A 19,101-nucleotide genomic window follows, 5' to 3' on the forward strand; every position below is an offset into this window, starting at 1 on the left:
TTAGTATTATTATATAACCTATAAGGAGAAGCACAATTTATTTAGGTATAAAAAAAGCATACCTAAGTATGCTTTTTAATAAATAGTTCTATCTTTTATACCAATCGATGTTTTGATTCTTGCAGATGATTTGCTGAAGCTTGACGTGCTTTGTCGCTATTGCCTGCCATAATTGCTTCATAGATTTGACGGTGTTCATTAATGCAAGTACTTCCTTCTTCCGAAGAATGAACAATAAAATTTACAAACATTGTTGTAAGGATATTGCCAAAAGGCAGGTAGAAATCGTTGCCTGTTGCATTAAAAATTAAACTATGAAACTTCGTGTCAATAGATGTCCAATCTTCTTGAACAAACTCTTCCGCTTCAGATACTTCAACCATTTTTTGAAAAATTGAAGAAAGTTCAATACGTTGCTCTGCCGTTGCAAATGTTGCAGCCAATGCACACGCTTCTGGTTCTATAGCACGACGCAATCCTAAGAATTGGAAGCAAAATTGATCAACATCGGTTAATCCATCCATCCATTCAATTAACTGTGGATCTAAGAAGTTCCAATAAGCACGATCAACAACTCGAGTACCAATTTTTGGTCGAGACTCTAATAACCCTTTTGATGTAAGAAGTTTTACCGCTTCCCTTAATGCCGTGCGGCTAACTCCAAACTGCTCACATAACGCCATTTCGCCAGGAATAATTGAACCTTGTGGTAATTTACCTGATAAAATTCCACGGGCGATCTCACGAGCAACTTGGACGTGTAGGCTGCGTTTTGAGCCTGAGATTACTTTAAAAGCATCTGACATATTTTCACTTCAATTCATTAATATGTATTATTTATACCTTACTATAGCACCGAATTTATAATGCTCCAAATAAGTACAATAAGAACGTGAACTCCCTTAAACTCTAAGATCTTAGGAACTCAATTCATTCATTTATCAATACAAACACTCCTCATTTGTATGAGCAATATCACAAAAAAATCTTAACTTAGTCATTTATTCCCTTCAACCATCCGTTTTTCTTATAACATCATTGAATATGCAAGGTAGTATTGTATTATAATAACCATAACAATAATAACTAATCACTTATTAAGTGTGCAACGTTCAATTAAGCGTATGTACAAATAAACCTAAAGCCCAATTTAGCTGGCTTTCTTATGCTTCATATTTAAATTTCAGGTGGTGTACATGTCAATATTTTCATTGGTGGATGATTCAAGCTGCCGTATTCATGTCCAAGTAGCGAGGCAAATCGCTCGTAAGATCTTATCTGGTGACATTAAAGAAAACGAAAAATTACCTTGCGAAATGGATCTTTGTAAGATTTTTGGCGTAAGTAGAACCGCACTTAGAGAATCAACCAAATTATTGTCAGCTAAAGGCTTAATTGAATCAAAACCTAAAGTAGGTACTCGTATTCAACCACGCTCACAATGGCATTTCTTGGATCCTCAGCTACTCGATTGGATTCAAGACTTAGAAGACACTAAACCTTTCCTTTCTCAGTTCCTCGGGCTACGTAAAGCCATTGAACCCGAAGCCTGTGCCTTAGCTGCGACCAATGCGACGGTGGAACAGCGAAAAACGCTGTCAGTCTTATTTCAAAAGATGTCTCTTGCTGCAAATAATTTCGACTACGAAGAGTGGACCATTAACGATCATCTTTTTCATCAGACTATATTCCTCTCAACGGGCAATCAATTTTATATCCCATTTGGCAAGATTCTATCTACCATTTTTAAACAATTCATCGACCACTCAGCAGAAGGCGGCCGTTTTTGCTTAGATGAGCATAAAGCTATTTATGATGCAATCATGTCAGGAAATGCGAATCAAGCTCGAACTTGTTCCCGCATTTTATTAGATGATGAAAACCAAAAATTAGCTCAATTAAAACTAACTGCCTAACACTCAACTCCCCTATTAGTTAGGGGATTACCATTATCAGAAGGTATTATTTTGTCTTCCCAATCCTACATCAAAAAGAATTTTTCGCTCGCTTGGCCTTTAGCTTTTAACGCATTACTCATGCAATCAATGCTAATGATCGATACCTTGCTTGTCTCCCCTTTAGGTGAAATCCCCCTCGCAGCAATGGGTATTGCAACAACGATAATCGCATTTATCCTTGGTATTCAAATGGCTTTAGCCAACGGGACACAATTGGTATTAAGCCGAGCTGTAGGATCAGGCGTAAAAACATCACTATCCAAAGCGTTTTGGGCTGGCCTTACTATAAACACTGTCGTTGCCTTGTTATTTTTGATTTTACTTACCTTCTTTGAACAGCCACTGCTTCACTCCTTAACCGAAGATACATCTCTCCATTTACAGATCAGTAGTTATCTTGATTTCTCAAAATACTTGGTGATTTTTACAGCGTTAACTCAAGTGATCATTGCCTTATTTAATGGATTAGGAAGAACTAATGTTCCTTTCAAAGGCTATTTAATTGAACTGCCTATTAATGCGTTTTTATCTTATGTTTTGATCCACGGCGTTTCATCATTTGGGGGGATTGGGGTTGAAGGGGCTGCGTTAGGCAGTTTAATTGCTATTACAATTCGACTCATTTACTTAGTCTTATGCGTATATTATGACTCTAATGTTTCCATAAAAATCAACACGACAAAAACAGCATTTATTACCAATATTCGGAACCATTTTATTGAGATATTCCCTGTTGCCGCCAATGTAACTATGTTGTCAATTGGTGCGACAATTTATCAATTACTTTATTCTCAACTTAATATTAATGCTTATGTTGCGATTACTTTAGTGATGCCATGGTTACGTGCTGGTACGCAATTTATTACCGCGTGGGCACATTCATCAGCCATTACAATTAGCCAAGCCATTGGTTCTAAAAAAATGGACGAACTGACGAAAAATGTAAATACAAGCATAGATGTTGCCGTTGGTATGTCATTTATTTGTGCTTTATTCTTCGCAGGGCTTAGCCTTGTTATTGCGGATATTTATCCTGACTTAGATCCGTCCACTTATGACGCTCTTATCATCATTGCTCCACTTTATATTTTCTTACCCATAGCAAGGGGTTACAACACCGTTCATGGTCATGTATTAAGGGCGTTAGGAAAGACAACGGATGTGTTTAAAATTAATTTCACAGGGCAATGGATTATCTCTATCCCGCTTTGTGCATTGGTTATTTTTGGTTTTGATGGTTCGATATTTTGGGCATTTGCGATACAGCCTCTTGAAGAAGTCGTTAAAGCGTATCCGTTTCGACACCTAGCAAGAAAATCATTAAAAGAATTTGATTTACAAAAAGCCAGTAAGCTCATGTACGATTGATAGCGTAGAACTGAGTTCTATTTATACACTGCTCTAATTCCCCTCCCTTTGCTTTATTACTCATGGCCAGAATTATCAATACTGGCCATTTTTAGATCATGAGTTCAAATATAATCACAGCCGATGATTAAATATACAAAAAACGACAGATACTAGATTTATCCTTTATATTCAACAACTAGAAAAATAAAATGCCTCTTTTGGGTTACAGCTGTGTTAATCTCACCGCCTATTGCGAACGCGATGCTATATCATCGCAATCGATTGTTATTAATATATATTTGTTAAGAGTTCTTATGTATAAAATTAGAAAGAAATGGCTAGGCGGCGCATTACTTAGTTTATCACTAATTGGCTGTGGCGGCGGAGATAGCACCGAAGATAGTGCATCTAAAGGGGATGCTCCATTGGTGGTGAACAGTACATTTGCTGCAACCTATCAACAAACAATAGAGAAGCCATCATCAGAGCACGTTGCCGTAAGTTATTCCTCATTAGAGCAGAATAACATTCAAAGCCAGTCTCAAAATTTGAATACAGCAATAAGCTATGATGGAATTCTGGAAGTAACTAATCTTCTAACGAAAGAAAAGCATAAGTTTGATTGGCCTGTTACCCAAAAGATAGATAGCGATGGAAATGTGGAAACTATTTCTCATCGATCTCTAACATTAAAACCAGGTAGCTATGATTTCATCCTACTATTAACAACAAAAGACGTTAAGCTAAGCCAATATATGGCGAAGGCTTTAGGCGTAGATATTATTGACGGTGAAAGCCCTGAAGTTGATTTCATCTTACTGCCTAATTTAGGTGATACCATTAACGATTTCGAACAGATTTCATATGTATCTACGTTGAAGTTTTCTTGGCCTGCAGAAGATCTTGCTGGGTTAAATACTCCACAATTTGGTTTATCTATTAATGGTAACGACGAGGCTGTTTACAGTATCAATAAAGAGACTGGTATTGCTGAATTGATCATGAATGTTGAACCTGGTGAATATCAATTATCAATGCATCTTTATGATGGTGATATGATGGTAGGAAAAACCGAAGAAGAAGATAATACGGTGAACTTTGTCGAAGGCGAAGACGCTAAAATGGACATTATCCCTCTTCAAGCTGACGTAAATATAAACCTAACTCCATTAAAAGATCAGGGAACGTTTACCTTTACCATTCCCGCCGAAGTTATTAATGAAGTCAATTCAGCAGAAGAGTTAGCATTGATCGTTCGTCTTGGTGGCCATAATGTGCCAGTGCAAGAAAAAGTATTAATCGTTCAAGAAGAAAATGGGATTTATACCGCAAGCGATTTGTTTGAAACCGGAGGTCAAAAACAAGTTACTGCCTATCTTACGTTCCATAATATCAATGATGCAACTGAAGGGTACAATACTACACCCTTTGCAAGCTGTAATACTGATATTAGTACTGAACAAAATCAAACCTTAGGTTGTAAACTTGAACTCAAACGCGAAAGTATTATTACTGGCCGTATATTAGGCACTTTGATGCTGAATGTCTTAGATGAAGATCTACAGCCAGCGCTCGGTATAAAAGTCTATGTAAATGACAAACTCATTGGTTTAACTGGCGATACATATAATACAGGCTCAATTAAAGTTAACTTAACTCCTGGCCTACATGACATAAAAGCGGAAAGTTCTCCATTGTCAGCATCTGACAAAATTGACATGAACCCATTGGATGTAGTCAACAAAGTACTCTATTTAAAAGAATCACCAAATATCGGTAAAGGACATTTTGTTGCTCAACCAGAGATTACTATCACCCATGGCTGGAGTGAATTAGGCGTATTAACAGATCTAGATGGCGATGGCGATCTTGACTATGTAGCTCCTCAACGCAACAGAAAAGAGATGATATTGGCATTAAATGACGGCAAAGGTAATTTCACCGTCATGGATACTGCCATTGCACTTAATCATATATCTGAAGCTGTAATTGCTGCTGATATCGACGGTGATGGGGACAATGACCTCATTACTTTAGGAAAATATACCGCAGGAAATGCACATCAGTTTTTTTATAACGATGGCAAAGGGAAATTTACAGCAGGACAAGAAATTATCTTAGGTAAAGACGATGGTTCTGCCTCTAAAAAGTTAGCTCAATTCTCTGATTTTGATGGTGACGGTGATTTAGACCTTGTTGTTAAGATTGATCGAAGTAGTGCCAAAGTATTTAAAAATGATTCTAAAGGGCTGTTTTCAGTACTCCAATATGTGATTGATACATCAACCGATAAGCCATTTGTTATTTCTGATATTAACGGAGATAAATACCCTGATATTGTAGCCAAGGACAATTGGATAAATAACGGAAAGGGAGAATTTACTAAGGATGGAAGTGTATCACTAGGAGCAAATAGAGGCACTTTGCTCAGTGACGACTTTAATAACGATGGCAGTCAGGATTTGTTTTTCTATTCCGAAACATCATATGATCATGAGCGACATAGACTTTTACTAAACAATGGTGCTGGCAACTTTACAGACGCGACCCACAGTTTTAATAAACCTGATAATAACGAAACATTAGCATTAGCAGATGTAAACGGTGATGGCAGTACAGATATCATCATGGCAGCAAACTTGAAGGTAAACTCTTCTTCTGTAAATCAGATACATTTATATGTTAATGATGGTCTAGCTGATTTCGGAACTCCTACGTTAATAGATGAAAAAAAATCGTCTGAACAACTTTTAACGGGTGACATTGACAACGATGGAGATGTCGATGTAATTAGTACATGGGGTGGACAAATGAGTATTTACTTGAACCAACCACAGCCATAATAATTATTTAACTTATCATTTTCGTTTGGGGCATATCTTGAAATAGGAGTGCCCTATAAGTAATTATTACTCACTCCCCTTTTTCTACAGGCATAAAAAACACTCGACGTTTCCATCGAGTGTTCTAAAATTTAATAGGCCGTTTTCTGGACTTAAGAGCATGTCCTTCTGATTATAAACCAGCTTCTTATTTTATCTTTCCGCTTACTTTCAATCACGACTTTTCAAGATAACCATCAGCGAGATATCATCTTTAATATATTTATCTAGATTACTTCTCTAATTTAGTAAAGTAGTCAAAGATAACTGGTACGTCGTTTTGACCAAGGCCAGCATCAACAGCGGCTTGTAGGTTTGCAGCTGTACCTTGAGCGATTAGAGACTCAGTACCTAACTCTTCACAAAGCGCAAGGAAATAACCAAGATCTTTATTTGCGTTTGCAACAGAGAAACCTAATTTCTCTTCGCCATCTACTGCGTAGAACTTACAGAACTGCATGAATGGTGAATTAGATGGGCCTGCCGACATAATGTCAAACAGTTGTTGACCATCAACACCAGCAAGCTTAGCAACAGCAAATGCTTGAGACATCGTTGCAACGGTTGTCATGCCCATAAAGTTGTTTACAAGCTTAGTCACGTGACCTGAACCCAGAGTACCTAGGTGGAATACGTTTTCGCCTTGCTCTTCAAGGAGTGGTTTAACTTTATTGAACGTATCCATATCGCCAGCTGCCATGATGTTTAAAAGACCATCTTTAGCGTGTGCAGGTGTACGACCTAAAGGAGCATCGATCATGCCTGCGCCTTTCTCAGCAAGTGCTGCACCAATTTTCTTAGTAGAAGCTGGAATAGAAGTACCGAAGTCAATTAATACTGACCCTTCTTTGATACCAGCAAGAACACCCTCTTCACCGTAAACAATTTTTTCAACAACGGCAGAAGTAGTAAGACAAAACTCAACGATATCACTTGCTGCTGCTAATTCTTTTGCAGAAGTAAACGCTGTTGCATTACCGCGAGCTGTAACGCGAGCCATCGCTTCTTCGCTAAGATCCATTACGTTTACGTGGTAGCCGCGAGTTTGTAGATTTTCTACCATGTTGCCGCCCATAAGACCTAGGCCAATGAAACCAATTACTGGTTTAGTCATGTGTAACTCCAAATATGTTATTGTATGATTATATACCTATTATAATATCCACCCATTTATATTTAATCAACCGTTTTTAATTGATCATTGCATTGTTAGTTATGAAGTGTGATGACGCGCCTATAATTTATCACTCACGCCAATAAAATAGAGACATTTATACTCAAAAAGCACCTAATTATAAGGTGTTAAAACTACTAAATAGTTTCAATGCACGTATCTAAATTTACTCTTTGTCGTTTGTTTTTTCAGAAAACCAAGCCAATCACGAAGGGTTCATAAACTTATTAGTGACCATAACAGCAAAAAAATACACACAATTGTATTACTTATTAACATAGGAATATGAAAATTGTGTCATCCATAAAAAAACCGAATACTCTATGCGAAAGTATCCGGTTTGGTCTTATTTCCCAATCTACAAATTAAATCATTCGTTTATATTAAAGCTGAGCGAACGATCCATTCCATGTGTATGTATTGCCACCAAATTCAACCGAATGCAGCGCTTGCTGTGCGTCTTCAGCTTGGTTTGAAATACCGTAATGGTAAGTATTGCCAGAAGTCGTTTCAATGCGAATAACGGTACCAATAGGGTTGTGACCCACCACTGAAACTGCTTTTACTAACCCACGAGCACCAACAGACGCTTCAATAGATTCGTTAAAGTAACCATGTGTTTCTAATACGGATGCAAATACGTGATTTTGGCCTGATTGGCGTAAAATCAATGCAGGCTCACTCTTTAAGTTAAAGTCAGGATCATTTGCGCCAGTACGAGCAAAAATTACCTCACTACCCTCTACTGCACTTGTTACTAAGCTGTAGTAGCTGCTGTCATGTAACCAGCTGACTAAAGAACTGCCTTCTACTTTACCTGAGCCTACGTTCCATAGGTGCTGATACCCATTATCTTCGCCCAAAGGTCTCAATGTACTTTCAACTTGATAATCGAAATCGGTACGGATGATTTGGCCTGAATGGTGAACAGGTAAATCATAGTCATGCTCTGCATCTGCTTCAATGCGGTACACATCAATCACCAATGGCTTTTCAAACTCAGGGAGATCCGCAAGGATGATACTGCGTTGCATATCTACGCCAGTATAGTAATCAGAAATCGTGCCGCTCATGCCTTGCAGCGATTGATCATCAGCAATAAAGAAATGCTTCTGACCAAACTTTGATTCTGCCAGCGCGGTATCAAAATTGTTCTGTGTTTTCTGATCAACCGTTACAGTGTTGTGAGCAACTGTCTGCTTACAATAGGTTTTATTTTCAGGGATATAACGACCACCAAATTTAGGCTCTACGTTTACCCAACGACCAAAGCCGTAATCGTGCAAGACTTCATGACCACGGTTAAACACACTTAGGTGTAAACCATCGTAGTGACCGTGATCTAACGCTGAATGGTATTGGTGATCAGAACCGTGCTGACCAAACCAAATTAACGCCATGGTATCGTCGTCTTTTTCATCACGGTGACGAAGAATGCTTACGCCGCCTTTTTCACCTTCTGGGCCATCAGTAACAAATAAGCTACCCCAGTTAAATGGTTTGATTTCATCAGCCTGTTCAACCGCATTTGATAATGTTTGACCTGAACTATGAACCCAAACATCTTGTTGGTGATCAGCCATTCCAAGTAACGTTTCTGTTTGCTCATAACGGTGATAACACACCGATGTTGCCATGATAACGCCTTCATCGTTGATAGAAATCGTTTTCGATGAATCGTTCAGTGCTGGTAATGTTCCGTCAGGGAATGCCGTTTTAAAGACAGAGTAAGATGTCGTTTTAATCACTGAATCATTAAATTCATAAATACCAATTTCAGGCTGACGACGTTCAATCGCTTCAGCAAACAAGTAAATTGGACGCAGTGAGAAACGGTGGTAATAAGGACCTTCCATGTAGTAACCATCAGGCGAAAACAGTTGGTCAAGTTGTGCTAAGAAGCCACCACTCACTTTGTCCATTTTCAAACCATATAACGCTTTATCTACTGATTCTTGGTCATTGATTGCGTAACCACAAATACCAACCGCTGCAACCGCCCATAGACCATGGTTGTGTACGATATCGAAATCGTGCGCGTAAGTTACGACGAACATTTCAATCATTTGCTTTAGAAGATCATCTTCGATTAAGCGCTTTTGTTCTTCTGAAATCGTGTGGTAAATACAGCTGTACGCACAAGAGGCATAAAGCATCCACATATTTTCATTCAATGTCTGGTGGAACAGTTTACCTGGAGGATTAGAATCAAGGCTAACATTGCTTTCAAGCGTTGGGTACACCGTTGCATACGCCGTTAGCATATCAACAATGTAATCACGATATTTACTTTCTTCTGTAATCAAAAACAAACGACCAGCAAGATCCATATGGATGTAGTTTTGCTTATGACGGTTATGTTCGTAACCACCACCTTCGCCGTGCCCCGGAACTTCAATACCTACTTCTGCCATGTAAGCATCTGTTTGTTTCATATCACGAGTAAGGGCTTTTCCTAACAGGCTATCCTTGCCAAGTTCTTTACGAAGCTCAGCGGCTTCATCAAAATTCAGTAAAAGTGGTTGATAGCTCATTATTATTTCTCCTGCTTAATCGTATTTTTTTCTAATGAAGACGTTTCTAGCGAATAGAAGCCTGTCCAACTGTATGATTTTCCATTTAATTCTACGGTGTGCGCGGTATTCTCTGTTGCACCAAACTGATTACTTATCATCACCGTTACATTAGAGTGTTCTGTCTGAATTTCAACAACCGACCCTACTACTGTGTGACCAATAACCTGAATATTTTTTACCACGCCGCGAGCATTAACAGATTGCTCAAATTCTTCGTTGAAATAGCCGTGTGTTTCTAGCACTGATGCAAATAACGTTGATGGACCTTTACTACGAAGAATAAACGCGGGTTCACTGCGCAAGTTAAAGCTTGGATCATTCGCACCGGTACGAGTAAAAATCACTTCATTGTTAGCATTCGAGCTTGTGCCTAACCATGTGTAGTAAGTATTGTTTTGTAGCCAACTAACCAGAGCAGTATCGCTTACTGCACCGCTTGCCACATTCCACAAGTGTTGGTAACCAAAATCACTGCCTAACGTATTCAGCTCTTTGTTTGCTTGATACTCAAAGTTAGTACGTACTATCTGACCTTCATACTGGTGAGAGTAATCGTATTGATGCTCTCCTTCACCAACAACGCGATAAAGATCAAGCAACAGTGGCGATTCAAGTTCATCAAGCTTCAACATAAAGACGCTGCGTTGCATATCAAGACCATCATAATGATCATTAGCAAATGCGCTCATACCATTAATACTTGGATCTTCTACTTTAAAAAAGTGAGGTAAGCCATGTACTTTATCTGCACGTTCAACATCAAAGTGGTTTTGGCATTGCTCATCAACGGTAACTGCATTATGAGCAATGGTTTGACGAGCGTACGATTTGTTTTCATCAAGGTAACGACCGCCAAATTTAGGCTCTACGTTTACCCAACGACAAAAACCATATTCACGCAACACTTCTTGGCCGCGATTAAAGAAGGTAATACCCAACGTGTCAAAATTACCATGACCCATACCATGTTGACCGTAATTCATAACAAGTTGAGATACATCGCCTTTTTTATCCTGCATACGGATAAAGCCTTGTGCGCCAAAGTGACCATCAGGGCCTTCATTTAGCTCAACACTCGGCCAGAAAGGCATATTAATTTCATGATTTTCTGACGCTTTTTCATACGCTTTTGATAATTCTAAACCACAAGCGTGCATCCAAACACGGTCTTGTATTTTTGCCATGCCTAAGATATTTTCATCAAGTTCATAGTGCTTGCTGTAAACACTCACTGCCACCTGAACGCCCATGTCCGTGATACCCATAGTACGAGATGAGTCATTTAATGCAGGGAACTCACCATTTGGGTATGCGGTTGAAAGCATTGCTTGTACTGTATTGCCAATCACTTGCCCTTTGAAGTTATAAATATCAACTTCAGGCATATGACGGTGGATAACCTCAGCAAATACACACGTTGGACGAATCGCGTAACGATGGTAATAAGGCCCTTCCATGTAATAACCAGAAGGAGCAAACAATTCAGATATTTGCGCTAAGAAACCGCCAGTTTCGTTACGTTCAATGCCATAAACTGACATATCTAAATATTCACGCTTACCAATTGCTAAACCACAGATACCGACAGCAGCTACCGCCCAAATACCGTGGTTATGAATACGGTCAAAGTCGTGTGCGTATTTAACGGTAAACATATCAAGCATTGGCTCAAAGATACGCTCTACAACCGTATTTCGCTCTTCTTCTGTCATGGTTGATGCAACACAAGAATAAGCAAGGCTAGTAAATAGTAACCAACAATGTTCATTTAAGATTTGGTGAAACAAACGACCCGTTGGATTTGTGTTTTTTTGTACATGGAAGTCAAATGTTAGGTATTTATCTGCATAAATTGCTAATAACGCTTTCACGAAATTGGCGTATTTCTCATCTTTAGTGACAAGAAACAAACGGCCAGCAAGGTTCATATAAGTGTAGTTTTGTTTGTGGCGATTATGTTCGTAACCACCCGCCTCTCCGTGACCAGGAACATCTAACGGAAGCTGCATAAATGCATCAACATCTTTTTTATGCGCTTCAATGGTGTTACCCATTAAAGTAGAACGCCCAACTTCTAGATGAAGTTGCTCTATTTCGGCATCCGTAAGTAAAATTGGTTGTGTAGTCATATTCTTTTTCACCCTCAATCTCAATAAAGAGTATCTAATTTCTATACGTTAACTAAATTATCAAACTTCATATAAAGTAATACAATATTAGCTTTAGTAACACCTTAGCGTTATCAAACAATGATGACAATCACACAAAACAATATAAACAACTGATTTTAAATGATATGAATTTTGTAACAGGTCATTAAATAATCGTAAACATCGAGAGTAAGTAAATTCTTATTTGATTCACATCACACAAAATAAACTATATTGTATTACAAATTAAATTATTAGCTTATAGTTCTTCCCATCGAAACAATAAATTTAGTTGATACCTTCATTAGGAGAAGCGTTATGAATAATTTTTTTAAATTACAAGAAAACCCGTGGGAAGAACTAGGTGGCGGCATCAAACGCAAAATTGTCGGCTATACAGATGAACTAATGGCTGTTCATTTATGCTTTGATAAAGGTGCTATCGGTGCTCCTCACTCTCATGAAATCCATGACCAAATTGGTTATGTCGTTAGTGGTAGTTTTGAAGCTGAAGTTGATGGCGTGAAGCATGTACTTACTGCGGGTGATGCTTATATTGCTCCTAAACATTTTATTCATGGTGCCGTCGCCCTTGAACAAGACAGTATTTTACTTGATATGTTTTCACCAGCACGCGAAGATTTCTTAAAATAACCACTAGCGCAACCTCAGTTGCTAAGGTAAGCATATGACATCATTAAACATAGCGATCATTGGCGAGTGCATGGTTGAGCTACAGAAAAACGAAAATGGGCTTAAACAAACATTCGGTGGTGATACATTAAATACGGCGCTTTATTTATCGCGCTTAACCAAAAGCAAAGGCGTTAATGTCAGTTATGTAACGGCATTAGGCAATGATCCTTTTAGTCTTGATATGCTAGAAAAGTGGAACGCCGAAGGGATCAATACGGATCTTGTTACTCAGTTAAATAGCAAACAGCCTGGTCTGTATTACATCGAAACCGATGATACGGGTGAGCGCACTTTCCATTATTGGCGTAACGATGCCGCAGCTAAATATCTGTTCGACCAAGAAAATACTGCACAGCTTTTAGATCGCCTTTTTTCTTTTGAGGCTATTTATCTCAGTGGGATCTCTATCGCTATCCTCACTGATAACGGACGTCACGTACTGTTGGCATTTTTAGAGCAATATAAAGCTCAAGGCGGAAAAATTCTGTTTGATAATAATTACCGACCTAAACTTTGGAGCGACCAATCTGAAGCCGTGTCATGGTATTTAAAAATATTAGCGCTTACAGACACTGCATTACTTACTTTTGAAGATGAACAAGCCCTTTACGGTGATGAACATCTTGAGCAGTGCATTGAAAGAACGTCAAAATCGGGTGTTAATGAACTCATTATTAAACGAGGAAGTAAGGATTGTTTAGTCGTACAAAACGATAAAGCAAATTATGTAGCCCCTTACCCTGTAGAGAAAGAAACAATCATTGATACAACAGCCGCTGGTGATTCATTCAGTGCAGGCTTTTTAGCAAAACGTTTTTGTGGCGGCAACGCGCTTGAAGCGGCGTATGCAGGACACGTTGTGGCTGGCACTGTGATCCAATATAAAGGCGCCATCATTCCAAGTGATGCCATGCCTGATTTATCTTTATAATTTTTAATGCGTTACCTAAATAAGTATTCAGATTTAGGTGCGTGTCGTTAATCAAATTCAACATGAGAGTGTAATCATGACAACCTTAAATGAACAACTAGCAAGTCTTAAAGTTATCCCTGTAATTGCAATCAATAAAGCGGAAGATGCCATCCCTCTTGGCCGTGCATTAGTTGAAAATGGCATGCCATGCGCAGAAATCACGTTTAGAACACCCTGTGCAGCAGAAGCCATCCGTGCTATGCGTGATGAGTTCCCTGAAATGCTGATTGGGGCTGGTACGATCTTAACCAATGAACAAGTTGACCAAGCAATTGAAGCGGGTGTGGACTTTATTGTTAGTCCTGGTTTCAACCCACGTACAGTCCAGTATTGTTTAGATAAAAAGATGCCTATCGTACCTGGTGTAAATAACCCAAGCTTGGTTGAGCAAGCAATGGACATGGGCTTGCGTACACTGAAATTCTTCCCTGCCGAAGCATCAGGTGGTGTCGCTATGCTTAAAGCATTAACCGCGGTTTATCCTGTGCAATTTATGCCTACTGGTGGCGTAAGTTTAAAAAATATTGATGACTACCTTTCTATTCCTGCTGTTTTAGCTTGTGGTGGCACTTGGATGGTCCCAACAAACCTAATTGACGAAGGAAAATGGGAAGAATTAGGTGAATTAGTGCGTGATGCTGTTGCTCGTGTAAACTAATAAAAAATTAACAAATTCTTACTATTTATCAGGCGAGCCAATGGCTCGCTTTTGTTATATTACCTCCGTAAACTATTCTGCTTATTTTATCTTACCCATTTTCTACTCTTCATACTTACATCAAACTCTTTAATTTATAAAAATAGGACACCACCCATTTGTATTACTATATAAATTAAAAGCAAGTATTTATCCAAAATAAAAATAGACTCTAAGCAATTGAAATTATTAGGGTAATATTAAATCATAAGATTATTCATTTATTAACATTAAAAAACATACGTTTCAGATCACGATAAAGACATATTGTAGTACAAATAAAATTTAAACAAGGTAATCTAGATATCAGTTAATTATGATACTTAAAGGGCTGAAAAAAATGACTATCGATACTCTTGTTGTTCTCGCCTACTTCTTCTTCTTAATCGCAATTGGTTGGATGTTTAGAAAGTTTACAACCTCTACTAGTGATTACTTTAGAGGGGGCGGCAAAATGTTATGGTGGATGGTTGGTGCAACCGCTTTCATGACACAATTCTCAGCATGGACGTTTACTGGAGCCGCAGGACGCGCTTTCTCCGATGGTTTTGTTATTGTAATTCTGTTCTTAGCCAATGCATTTGGTTATTTCATGAACTACATGTACTTCGCTCCAAAGTTCCGTCAACTACGTGTTGTGACTGCAATTGAAGCAATCAGACAGCGTTTTGGTAAAACTTCAGAGCAATTCTTTACATGGTTCGGTATGCCAGACAGCTTAATATCTGCGGGGATTTGGCTAAATGGTTTAGCCATCTTTGTTGCTGCTGTATTTAACATCCCAATGGAAACAACCATCATCTTTACCGGTGTTGTATTAGTAATCATGTCGGTAACGGGGGGTTCTTGGGCCGTTGTTGCTTCTGACTTCATGCAAATGTTAGTTATCATGGCAGTGACGATTACCTGTGCTGTTGCCGCTTACTTTCACGGTGGTGGTATCACAAATATTGTCGATAACTTCCAAGGTGACTTCATGTTGGGGAATAACCTCAACTACGTAAGTGTATTCGTACTATGGGTTGTCTTCATCTTTGTAAAACAATTCGGTGTAATGAATAACAGTATCAATGCTTACCGTTACTTATGTGCTAAAGACAGTGAAAATGCTCGTAAAGCCGCTGGTCTTGCTTGCATCCTAATGGTTGTTGGTCCTCTTATTTGGTTCCTTCCACCTTGGTATGTAAGTGCATTTATGCCTGATTTTGCATTAGAGTACGCGTCAATGGGCGATAAAGCCGGTGATGCAGCTTATTTAGCATTCGTACAAAACGTGATGCCAGCAGGGATGGTTGGTCTATTAATGTCAGCGATGTTTGCAGCAACGATGTCTTCTATGGATTCAGGTTTAAATCGTAACGCTGGTATTTTCGTAATGAACTTCTACAGCCCTGTTCTTCGTAAGAATGCAGAGCAAAAAGAGCTCGTTATTGTAAGTAAGCTAACGACGATTCTAATGGGTATAATCATTATTGCGATTGGCCTATACATTAACTCGTTACGTCACTTGAGCCTATTTGATATTGTAATGAACGTGGGTGCGTTAATTGGTTTCCCTATGCTTATTCCAATCTTCCTAGGTATGATTGTTCGTAAAACACCAGATTGGTCAGCTTGGACTACATTGATTGTCGGTGGTTTCGTTTCTTACATCTTTGGTATTTCTCTACAAGCAGAAGATATTGAACACCTATTTGGTCTAGAACAAAATCTAACAGGGCGTGAGTGGGCAGATCTTAAAGTTGGCTTAAGCTTAGCAGCACACGTAATCTTCACTGGTGGCTTCTTCTTAGCAACTCAATTCTTCTATAAACCTTTATCAGCTGAACGTGAGAAAGAAGTTGATACATTGTTTACTAACTGGAACACACCACTTGTTGCTGAAGGTGAAGAACAACAAAACTTAGATACAAAACAACGCTCTATGCTTGGTAAGCTTATCAGCACAGCAGGTTTTGGTATCTTAGCGATGGCATTAATTCCAAACGAACCAACAGGTCGACTACTCTTCCTTCTATGTGGTTCAATCGTATTAAGTGTTGGTATTCTACTTGTAAATGCGTCAAAAAATGGGGCTAACCCAAAAACAGTTGCTACTAATGACTGATTAATATCAAAATCCCTATAATCAAAAGCCTTGCAGCTCCTAGCAAGGCTTTTTTTTTGATATAACATTGTGTTAATAATAGAGGTAACTAATCACGCTATAATTAGCTTTCTATACTCTTTGTTTAATGATGGACTATTTATGAACCCAGTTATCGATACGATTTTAAACCACCGATCTATTCGTTCTTTCACTAACGAACCTATCTCTAAAGAACAATTAGATACCATCATCAGTGCCGGTATTGCAGCCTCTTCTTCTAGCTTACTTCAAGTAAATTCGATTATTCGTGTTACTGATATAGCGAAACGTAAAGCACTGGTTGAACTCTCTGGTGGGCAACCTTATGTGGAAGGCGCTGCGGAGTTTTTGGTCTTTTGTATTGATTTTCAACGTCACCATGAAATGAACTCAGAAGTAAAAGCGGAATATACAGAACTAACCCTGATTGGAGCTGTTGATGCAGGGATCATGGCTCAAAATTGCTTATTAGCGGCAGAATCAATGAACCTCGGTGGCGTGTATATTGGGGGTTTACGTACTCATGCGCAAGAAGTCGATAATTTACTTGAGTTGCCAAATTACACGGCAGTTCTCTTTGGTATGTGTTTAGGCCATCCCGCTCAAACACCACAAAAGAAACCACGTCTAAGTCCTGATGTCATTGTTCATGAAAATACATATCAGCCATTAGATAAAAGAAAAATCCATGAATACGACGACATCATGTCGACATACTATGCAACACGTAGCAGTAATCAAAAACAAAGTTCATGGTCAGAACAAATCACAGGCAAGTTGTCACAAGAGTCACGCCCTCATATCAAGGGGTACTTGAATAACAAAGGCCTAGCGATTAAGTAATCAATAAACCCTTTACCCCTTCTTTTTTGGGGTATTTGTCCTTCCATATTCGTGTTACTTTCCGCCTCATTAATCCCGAGTTATCATTATGTGTACTTGGGATTTTTAATTTTGATACCAACTAACGAAATTCAATTGGTATCAGCACAAATCTACAAAACAACTAAACTTAATAATTATAATAGCAATGCCTGTAAATGCCGCTCACACATTTATATTCCTGGTTTTGCAACTCTAAAATAGGTAATGTCTTATGCTGTCTATCTTTGATATCTACAAAATTGGCGTTGGGCCATCAAGCTCACACACAAATGGTCCTATGATTGCTGGATACAACTTCACCCAACTTATTCAGCCACATTTAGCGCAAGTTTCTCGTGTTCAAGTTGATTTATATGGGTCGCTCTCGCTGACGGGTATCGGCCACCACACCGATCGCGCGACTATTTTAGGCTTATTAGGCAACCGCCCTGACACCATCAAGATTACTAGCGCAAATTTGGCGATGAAAAAAGCCATTGAAGACAAAGTACTTACCGTTGCCGGTGATCATGAAATCATTTTTGATTATGAAACTGATATGCTTTTTCATAAAACCAACTTGCCATTGCACGAAAATGGCATGACGATTTCAATCTTTGATGCGGCAGGCCAACAGCTTGCCATCGAAACTTATTACTCTGTGGGTGGTGGTTTTATTGCAACCGCAGATGAATTAACGAATGGAAAAAGCACCACTAATGTTGAGGTTGAATTCCCATTCAAATCAGCGGATGAAATGCTAGAAAAAGCAGAAGTTCAAGGATTAAGTTTAGGCGCTTTTGTACTACGTAATGAAGTAGCCTTCCAACCAATGGAAGCGATTGATGCGAAAGCAGATCAAATCTGGAAAGTAATGTCATTGTGTATGGAACGTGGTTTTCAAACCGAAGGCATTCTTGATGGCGGCTTAAACGTGGTCCGCCGTGCACCTGCATTATTAAAAAAACTGGAAGCAAATGCCTCTATTGAAAACGACCCAATGGAGATCATGGATTGGATTAATTTATTTGCTTTTGCAGTAAGTGAAGAAAACGCCGCTGGTGGACAAGTTGTTACTTCTCCAACCAATGGCGCGGCGGGGGTTATTCCTGGTGTATTGATGTATTACCATCGTTTCATTAAAGAGCTAGACACCAAGCAATTAAAAGACTTCTTAGCGGTATCTGGCGCGATTGGTATTTTATACAAAACCAATGCGTCGATTTCTGGTGCTGAGGTGGGTTGCCAGGGTGAAGTCGGCGTTTCATCCTCAATGGCAGCAGCAGGCTTAACTGCGCTTCGCGGTGGCAGTAATGAACAGATTTGTATGGCGGCAGAGATTGCAATGGAACACTCATTGGGCATGACGTGTGACCCGATTGGAGGCCTCGTTCAGGTGCCTTGTATCGAGCGTAATGCAATGGGTTCAATGAAAGCAATTAACGCGTCTCGTATGGCCTTAAAGCGCACAAGTAAGTGTTTAATCTCGCTAGATAAAGTGATTGATACCATGTACCAAACAGGTAAAGACATGAATCGAAAATACCGTGAAACTTCTTTAGGTGGCTTGGCGTTAATTCACATGGCACCACCGTGTGAATAATTTCATCTAACCAATAAACAAAAAAATCCAGAGCTCTCAAACGAGGTTCT

At 39.0% G+C, this 19,101-nt stretch carries 13 protein-coding genes; 9 read left to right on the plus strand and 4 right to left on the minus strand.

The annotated features are described in order from the left end of the window. Nucleotides 1-95 precede the first annotated feature (95 nt). On the minus strand, nt 96-806 hold the full coding sequence (locus A6E06_RS06815) for a FadR/GntR family transcriptional regulator (RefSeq protein WP_065591895.1): 711 nt from the start codon (nt 804-806) through the stop codon (nt 96-98). Between the two features lie 390 nt (nt 807-1,196). On the opposite strand from A6E06_RS06815, the gene A6E06_RS06820 reads away from it, so the two are divergent. The 3 genes from A6E06_RS06820 to A6E06_RS06830 all read left to right on the plus strand — a co-directional run bounded on the left by A6E06_RS06820 (nt 1,197) and on the right by A6E06_RS06830 (nt 6,151). Beyond that, nucleotides 1,197-1,916: a FadR/GntR family transcriptional regulator gene (locus A6E06_RS06820; RefSeq protein WP_065591896.1), complete on the plus strand. Its 720-nt coding sequence runs from the start codon at nt 1,197-1,199 to the stop codon at nt 1,914-1,916. A 69-nt stretch (nt 1,917-1,985) separates the two neighbouring features. Next, nucleotides 1,986-3,326: an MATE family efflux transporter gene (locus tag A6E06_RS06825; protein ID WP_255312066.1), complete on the plus strand. Its 1,341-nt coding sequence runs from the start codon at nt 1,986-1,988 to the stop codon at nt 3,324-3,326. 296 nt (nt 3,327-3,622) lie between these two features. Beyond that, the gene (locus A6E06_RS06830) at nt 3,623-6,151 is read left to right on the plus strand and encodes a VCBS repeat-containing protein (RefSeq protein ID WP_065591898.1); all 2,529 of its coding nucleotides are present in this window, start codon (nt 3,623-3,625) and stop codon (nt 6,149-6,151) included. A 271-nt stretch (nt 6,152-6,422) separates the two neighbouring features. On the opposite strand, the gene A6E06_RS06835 is transcribed toward A6E06_RS06830, so the two are convergent. The 3 genes from A6E06_RS06835 to A6E06_RS06845 form a co-directional block, all read right to left on the minus strand. Next, on the minus strand, nt 6,423-7,304 hold the full coding sequence (locus A6E06_RS06835) for an NAD(P)-dependent oxidoreductase (RefSeq protein ID WP_065591899.1): 882 nt from the start codon (nt 7,302-7,304) through the stop codon (nt 6,423-6,425). Between the two features lie 443 nt (nt 7,305-7,747). Further along, nucleotides 7,748-9,898, minus strand: a complete 2,151-nt coding sequence (locus A6E06_RS06840; RefSeq protein WP_065591900.1) for a heparinase II/III family protein — start codon at nt 9,896-9,898, stop codon at nt 7,748-7,750. A 2-nt stretch (nt 9,899-9,900) separates the two neighbouring features. After that, nucleotides 9,901-12,069 carry a heparinase II/III family protein gene (locus tag A6E06_RS06845; RefSeq protein WP_065591901.1) on the minus strand — a complete coding sequence of 723 codons (2,169 nt, stop codon included), beginning with the start codon at nt 12,067-12,069 and terminating at the stop codon, nt 9,901-9,903. A 339-nt stretch (nt 12,070-12,408) separates the two neighbouring features. Between A6E06_RS06845 and A6E06_RS06850 the strand changes: the two genes are divergently transcribed. From A6E06_RS06850 to A6E06_RS06875, 6 genes are all read left to right on the plus strand, one after another. Continuing rightward, nucleotides 12,409-12,744, plus strand: coding sequence for a cupin domain-containing protein (locus A6E06_RS06850; RefSeq protein WP_060993237.1), 336 nt, complete (start codon nt 12,409-12,411; stop codon nt 12,742-12,744). Nucleotides 12,745-12,778: 34 nt separating this feature from the next. Further along, nucleotides 12,779-13,717, plus strand: coding sequence for a sugar kinase (locus tag A6E06_RS06855; RefSeq protein WP_065591902.1), 939 nt, complete (start codon nt 12,779-12,781; stop codon nt 13,715-13,717). A gap of 76 nt (nt 13,718-13,793) precedes the next feature. Further along, nucleotides 13,794-14,417, plus strand: a complete 624-nt coding sequence (locus A6E06_RS06860) for a bifunctional 4-hydroxy-2-oxoglutarate aldolase/2-dehydro-3-deoxy-phosphogluconate aldolase (protein ID WP_065591903.1) — start codon at nt 13,794-13,796, stop codon at nt 14,415-14,417. Between the two features lie 379 nt (nt 14,418-14,796). After that, nucleotides 14,797-16,563, plus strand: coding sequence for a transporter (locus A6E06_RS06865; RefSeq protein WP_065592042.1), 1,767 nt, complete (start codon nt 14,797-14,799; stop codon nt 16,561-16,563). Between the two features lie 141 nt (nt 16,564-16,704). After that, on the plus strand, nt 16,705-17,427 hold the full coding sequence (gene nfsA / locus A6E06_RS06870; protein WP_065591904.1) for an oxygen-insensitive NADPH nitroreductase: 723 nt from the start codon (nt 16,705-16,707) through the stop codon (nt 17,425-17,427). Nucleotides 17,428-17,680: 253 nt separating this feature from the next. Then, nucleotides 17,681-19,051 carry an L-serine ammonia-lyase gene (locus A6E06_RS06875; RefSeq protein WP_065591905.1) on the plus strand — a complete coding sequence of 457 codons (1,371 nt, stop codon included), beginning with the start codon at nt 17,681-17,683 and terminating at the stop codon, nt 19,049-19,051. The last annotated feature ends 50 nt before the right edge of the window (nt 19,052-19,101 follow it).

The sequence above is a fragment of the Aliivibrio sp. 1S175 genome (genome assembly GCF_001690985.1).
Lineage (GTDB): Bacteria > Pseudomonadota > Gammaproteobacteria > Enterobacterales > Vibrionaceae > Aliivibrio.

Coding starts and splice junctions, on each gene's coding strand:
- A6E06_RS06815 (WP_065591895.1), bottom strand. CDS start 806: ATGTCAGATGCTTTTAAAGTAATCTCAGGCTCAAAACGCAGCCTACAC.
- A6E06_RS06820 (WP_065591896.1), top strand. CDS start 1,197: ATGTCAATATTTTCATTGGTGGATGATTCAAGCTGCCGTATTCATGTC.
- A6E06_RS06830 (WP_065591898.1), top strand. CDS start 3,623: ATGTATAAAATTAGAAAGAAATGGCTAGGCGGCGCATTACTTAGTTTA.
- A6E06_RS06835 (WP_065591899.1), bottom strand. CDS start 7,304: ATGACTAAACCAGTAATTGGTTTCATTGGCCTAGGTCTTATGGGCGGC.
- A6E06_RS06840 (WP_065591900.1), bottom strand. CDS start 9,898: ATGAGCTATCAACCACTTTTACTGAATTTTGATGAAGCCGCTGAGCTT.
- A6E06_RS06845 (WP_065591901.1), bottom strand. CDS start 12,069: ATGACTACACAACCAATTTTACTTACGGATGCCGAAATAGAGCAACTT.
- A6E06_RS06850 (WP_060993237.1), top strand. CDS start 12,409: ATGAATAATTTTTTTAAATTACAAGAAAACCCGTGGGAAGAACTAGGT.
- A6E06_RS06855 (WP_065591902.1), top strand. CDS start 12,779: ATGACATCATTAAACATAGCGATCATTGGCGAGTGCATGGTTGAGCTA.
- A6E06_RS06860 (WP_065591903.1), top strand. CDS start 13,794: ATGACAACCTTAAATGAACAACTAGCAAGTCTTAAAGTTATCCCTGTA.
- A6E06_RS06865 (WP_065592042.1), top strand. CDS start 14,797: ATGACTATCGATACTCTTGTTGTTCTCGCCTACTTCTTCTTCTTAATC.
- nfsA (WP_065591904.1), top strand. CDS start 16,705: ATGAACCCAGTTATCGATACGATTTTAAACCACCGATCTATTCGTTCT.
- A6E06_RS06875 (WP_065591905.1), top strand. CDS start 17,681: ATGCTGTCTATCTTTGATATCTACAAAATTGGCGTTGGGCCATCAAGC.